This is a genomic window from Anaerococcus sp. HMSC065G05, assembly GCF_001812365.1.
Taxonomy (GTDB): Bacteria; Bacillota; Clostridia; order Tissierellales; family Peptoniphilaceae; genus Anaerococcus; species Anaerococcus vaginalis.
The window spans coordinates 1-5,018 of sequence record NZ_KV808691.1 but is presented as its reverse complement, the minus strand read 5'-3'; the positions used below and the strand labels follow the sequence as shown (position 1 = coordinate 5,018).

General features: G+C 25.6%; 4 protein-coding genes and 1 pseudogene. 1 reads left to right on the top strand and 4 read right to left on the bottom strand.

Translation table 11 applies throughout. The features are described from left to right. Positions 1-50 precede the first annotated feature (50 nt). Complete coding sequence (locus HMPREF2852_RS02850) at positions 51-1,691, bottom strand: GlgB N-terminal domain-containing protein (protein ID WP_070605860.1); 1,641 nt, start codon at positions 1,689-1,691, stop codon at positions 51-53. Positions 1,692-1,865: 174 nt separating this feature from the next. On the opposite strand from HMPREF2852_RS02850, the gene HMPREF2852_RS02845 reads away from it, so the two are divergent. After that, positions 1,866-2,711, top strand: a complete 846-nt coding sequence (locus HMPREF2852_RS02845) for a helix-turn-helix domain-containing protein (RefSeq protein ID WP_070605859.1) — start codon at positions 1,866-1,868, stop codon at positions 2,709-2,711. 34 nt (positions 2,712-2,745) lie between these two features. Here the strand turns inward: HMPREF2852_RS02845 and HMPREF2852_RS02840 are convergent, their stop codons facing one another. From HMPREF2852_RS02840 to tuf, 3 genes and pseudogenes are all read right to left on the bottom strand, one after another. Then, positions 2,746-3,375 carry a transporter associated domain-containing protein gene (locus HMPREF2852_RS02840; RefSeq protein ID WP_004838946.1) on the bottom strand — a complete coding sequence of 210 codons (630 nt, stop codon included), beginning with the start codon at positions 3,373-3,375 and terminating at the stop codon, positions 2,746-2,748. Between the two features lie 13 nt (positions 3,376-3,388). After that, positions 3,389-4,660: a putative glycoside hydrolase gene (locus tag HMPREF2852_RS02835; protein WP_070605858.1), complete on the bottom strand. Its 1,272-nt coding sequence runs from the start codon at positions 4,658-4,660 to the stop codon at positions 3,389-3,391. A 63-nt stretch (positions 4,661-4,723) separates the two neighbouring features. Then, a pseudogene (gene tuf, locus HMPREF2852_RS02830) lies at positions 4,724-5,018 on the bottom strand (elongation factor Tu); the annotation flags it as partial.

The following is a 5,018-nucleotide window of genomic DNA, read 5'->3' as shown; positions in this document are numbered from 1 at the left end:
TTTATTGGTGGGTTTGTCGACGCTCTGAAGGGAGAAATTTTCTCCCTTTTTTATTTTATTTTAAAAATTCCTGAGCCAAAGGCTGGTATATATAATTTATTTTTACTGTGATAATTTTCATTATAACTTGTTAAAATTTTTTCTATTTTTTCTGGCAAATCTATTTTATATTCCAAATCTGTCAAATTAATTATTACCAGATATTCTTCGTTTTTATATATTCTTTTAAATGCATACAAAGAATATCCTTCTATTTCAAGAATTTTTGTCTTTGATTCATTTTCGTATAAATTTTTATTTCTTATATAAAAATCGCTCAATTTTTTATAAAATTCATTAAAATCTTTTTCACTTTCATTTTGTTTGAAGATATTTATTTTCTTATCAAAATTAAAAGTTTCTAAAGAGCCAAATTCATCTGATGTAAAAATCATTTTATTTGAGTTCAAAGTATAAACTAATAAAAACAAAGTTTTTAATTGATCATACTTTTTATCATTTGAGTTCATTTTCATTGCAAGAGATGCACCTTCACTAAGGCTATCAAAATAATTAAATCCAAGTATATAATTCTTATAATCATTTTCTATAATATTTTTGACTATATATGAATAATTAGCTCTTTCAAAAGGATTTTTTTGATTTATTTTTATAAGTTTTGCAAGAGTTCTATCATAAATCAAATCAAATCCCAAATCTTCCCTTATGTCGTTTTTCCAAATTGAATTATAAAAACCAATAGAAATTTTATTTAAATCATTTATATATGCATTAATATTTCTTATAAAATCCAGCCAATTTTCATTGTATCCTCTTGACTTATCCCCTTGCCAAAATATAAGATTTTCTAAATTTGTAATTGCAATTCCATCAATATTAAATTCTTTAATCAAATAAGTTACAAATGATAAAATAAAAGATTTTGCTAGATTTTTTGTTGGATCTATGTTTATTAATCCGCTATAATTATACAAAATATCATCGTAATCATAATTGTACATATTTGAGCCATCAAATTTATTTAAATATTTTTCAAAGGGATCAAAACTGCTTATATCAATTTCAAAAATAATTCCAAGCTTATTTTTATGGCACAAATCTATAAATAATTTTATTTTTTCAATTTCAATATAGTTTTCATTTATAGAAAAATAAAAACTTGAGCCGTAAGAAAAATCTTCTTTAAGTCTATTTGCAAAAATAGGCATAAAATCGATGTGGGTAAAATTATTTTCTTTTAAATATTGGATAAATTTATCCATATTTTTTTCATTTTCAAAAATTTTCCCATCAAAATTTTTTGCACTCATTTGGTATATATTTAGATTTTTTTTGTTTTTGTACTTGTAAGAAAATTTGTAAGATTTATCATAGACAATTGAATTTTCATTTTCCTTATCAATTAATTTTGCGTATGGGTCTAATTTATAAAATTTTTTCCCATTTTCATTTTCTATTACGTACAAATATTTATCAAATTCTTTAACATTTTTAATAGTTTTTGAAAAAACACCCGTAGAATATTTTCTAAGTTTTTCTTCTGTCCATAAGTTAAAATCTCCTATTATATAAACATTTTTTGCATTTGGAGCAAGGATTCTAAATATATATGAGTTATTCGCCTTTTTGTGATTTCCAAAAAATTTGTAACCATCGTATCCCTCGCCTTCCAAATATTTTCTAGTATCCATTATTCTTCCTTTCTATATATTATTGCACACATTATTAATTATATTTTTAATAATGATTTATTTAATATATTATATCACAAAGTTAAATTCTTAGCTTATAGCAAAATTTATCTTGTAGTAAAAGGCTTTTTTCTGTATAATGTATATATAAATAAATTAAAAAGGACAAGATTTATGGAAATTTTAGATAAAAATGAAAACGAAAGTGTAACCGTGCAAAGTATTTACCTTAAAGTACTCTATGCTAAACAATTTTCTTCTTCTGATAAAATAAACTCTAGGATTCATTTTCATCCCTTTACTGAGTTTTATTATATTTTAGATGGGAAGGGAAAATTTTCAATTGAAGATAAGGTTATCGATACCAGCAAAGACGACTTTTTTATAATTAATTCAAATGTTGGTCATAGCATTTATTCAAATGAAAATGAAAATTTAACTTTTATTTCTTTTGGTGTTGATAGTATTTTTGTAAAAAATATCAAAAATGATGACAGCTTAGAAGAAGACAAATACATATTTAAAAATATAGAAGAAAATAAGGATTATTTTATAGATTCTTTTAATACAATTCACGATGAATTTAATTCTGGAGATATGTTTGCCCAATCTATGGCAAACGCCAAGGCTAGCGAATTTGTTATCTCCTTACTTAGAAAATATAAAAATGATTTTGAAATAACAAATGATATAAAAATAAATAAACAAATTGATTATATTAAAAATTTCATCGACAATAATTATTCTGAAGATATAAAACTTGAAAGTCTATCAAAAATGGCCTTTATGAATAAGTTCCATTTAATTGCAGAATTTAAGCAATCATACAGGGTTACACCAATCGATTATTTAATTTTAAAAAGAATAGAAGTAACTAAAAATTTACTAATAAGCACAAACCATTCAATGGAAGAAATTTCATCAATTGTTGGTTTCAATTCCCAATCTTATTTTAACCAAGTTTTTAGAAAAAAAGTTGGTATAACTCCATCACAATTTAGAAAAAATCACAGAATTTAAAAAATCATTAGCCATATTTTGGCTAATGATTTTTTTATTTCAATTCTTCAATTCTAATTCTTTCAATGACTCCATCTTTCATACTTATAATTTTAAATTTATAAGAGCCATAAATCAATCTTGTGTTTTCTTTTACCTCATCAATTCCTTCGATTTTTGCAATTTCATAAACTAAGCCGCCCAAAGTATTTGACATATCTTGTGGTAAATCTAATTTGTATTCTTTTTTAATTTGCTTTACAGTCATTGCTGCAGAATAAGTATTGTCGATTTTCGCCATCAATTTATCATCTTTTACAACAAATTTAATAATAGCAAAAATAAGACCAATTGATACAGATCCAATTAAAATATCAATTAAATCAACAGAATACAAAAGCATTTTTCTTGCAATTACAAACAAAATCAAAGTTAAAATAGCTTCATGAGATCTAGTAATTATCATCTCTATTAGCTCAATACCTACTACCAAAAGAAGGGCATACTTCAAAAATTCATTTAACAGCTCATAATTTTGCCTTAATTGTAAAGTTTGTACAATATCAATCGAATATCTAATTAAATTTGGTACAGACAATAATAAAGTAAGCAAAATAGTCAAGCAAATTAAAACTTCAATTATTTTTATGCCCTTATCTATTATATCTTTTATTTTTTTTCCCATAAAATCCTACTTTTTAGTAACTTACGCCTTCAGTATATTTAGACGCTGAATTCCAAATTAAAAATTCATCTTGACCACTATCGTAAATTGCTTTAATTTGAGCCTCAACAGCCTTTGCATCATAAACCATATAATTTCCTTTACCAATCCAAGATGCTGTGAAATCTTGAATCCATGGTCTTGATTTTGGTTTGTGTTCAATCTTAGATAATTCTTTTTGTTCTTCTTTTAAATATCTTTTAACTAATTCATAAGGTTCAAGATCAGGTTTTTCTATATCAAAAGAATAAAGTCCCCAATGAGAAGGGTATATCATAGAACTCATAACATCAGCTTGATTAGATATTTCTTTAAAATCTTGACCAATTCCCCCAGCTTTTCCAACTTGCATTGAATAACCAAAAACATCAATCCCACAAGGAGTATCATAAGCTTGGAGCATCTCCCTTGCTTCTTTTACAAAGCTAGTAATGGCATCAACCCTCTTATCCTCATCTTTTTTTTGAATTTTTTCCCATTTACCTTTTGAATAATCCAATTTTTCATTAAAAGTTTCAAAACCTTCTGCAAATCTTACATAATCAAATTGAATTTCATCAAAACCAACATTTGCTGCAAGCTCAGCAATTTTTAAATTATAATTTCTTACATCATCCAAATAAGGATTCATAAAAGCTTCATCAAGTCCATTTCTCCATAAAGAACCATCTTCTAAAACAAATCCCCAATCAGGATGTTTTTCAGTAATAATAGAATCCTTAAAAGTAGTAATCCTACCAATAACATATATGCCTTTTTTATGCATCTTTTTTATAAATTCTTCAGCATCAATAACTTTATCAGTAGCATATTTTATATCTTTATTATCAGATTTAAAATCACAAGTAATATTTCCCCAATCATCCTTAATATCAATAACAACAGTATTTAACTTAGTGCTATCAATTAAATCAAGATTTTTCTTAAATGACTTGGGATTATTTATCGAATAGGCATTAATATAAATTCCCTTAACACCATCTTTAGGATAATATTTAGATTTTTTTTCATTTAAAGATTTAAGTCTAGATGTATCATAATCCATATTATAATCATCAGGTGTTACACCAACAAGATAAGCTTCTCCTGTTGGTTTCTTATCTTTCTTATTATTTTCACTTAAATTAGAAGTTATATTTGAAGATGAACTATTATCACTCATTTTATTATTTTTACTTGAAGAACAAGATGAAAAATTAATAGAAATTATGAGCAAAAACAATAGAAATATTTTTTTATTTTTCATATAAACTCCTAGCTAAAATAGATAAAAAAAGAGCAAGTCGAAAAGACTCGCCCTAAATTTATATTATTGAATTACTTTAGAAACAACTCCAGATGCAACTGTTCTTCCACCTTCTCTTACTGCGAATCTTAATCCTTCTTCTAGAGCGATTGGTTTTTGTAATTTGATTTTGAATGTTGCGTTGTCTCCTGGCATTACCATTTCTGTTCCTTCTTCTAGTTGGATGTCTCCTGTTACGTCTGTTGTTCTGAAGAAGAATTGTGGTCTATATCCTGAGAAGAATGGGGTATGTCTTCCACCTTCTTCTTTTGTTAATACGTATACTTGACCTTCGAATTCTGTGTGTGGGTGTACTGAG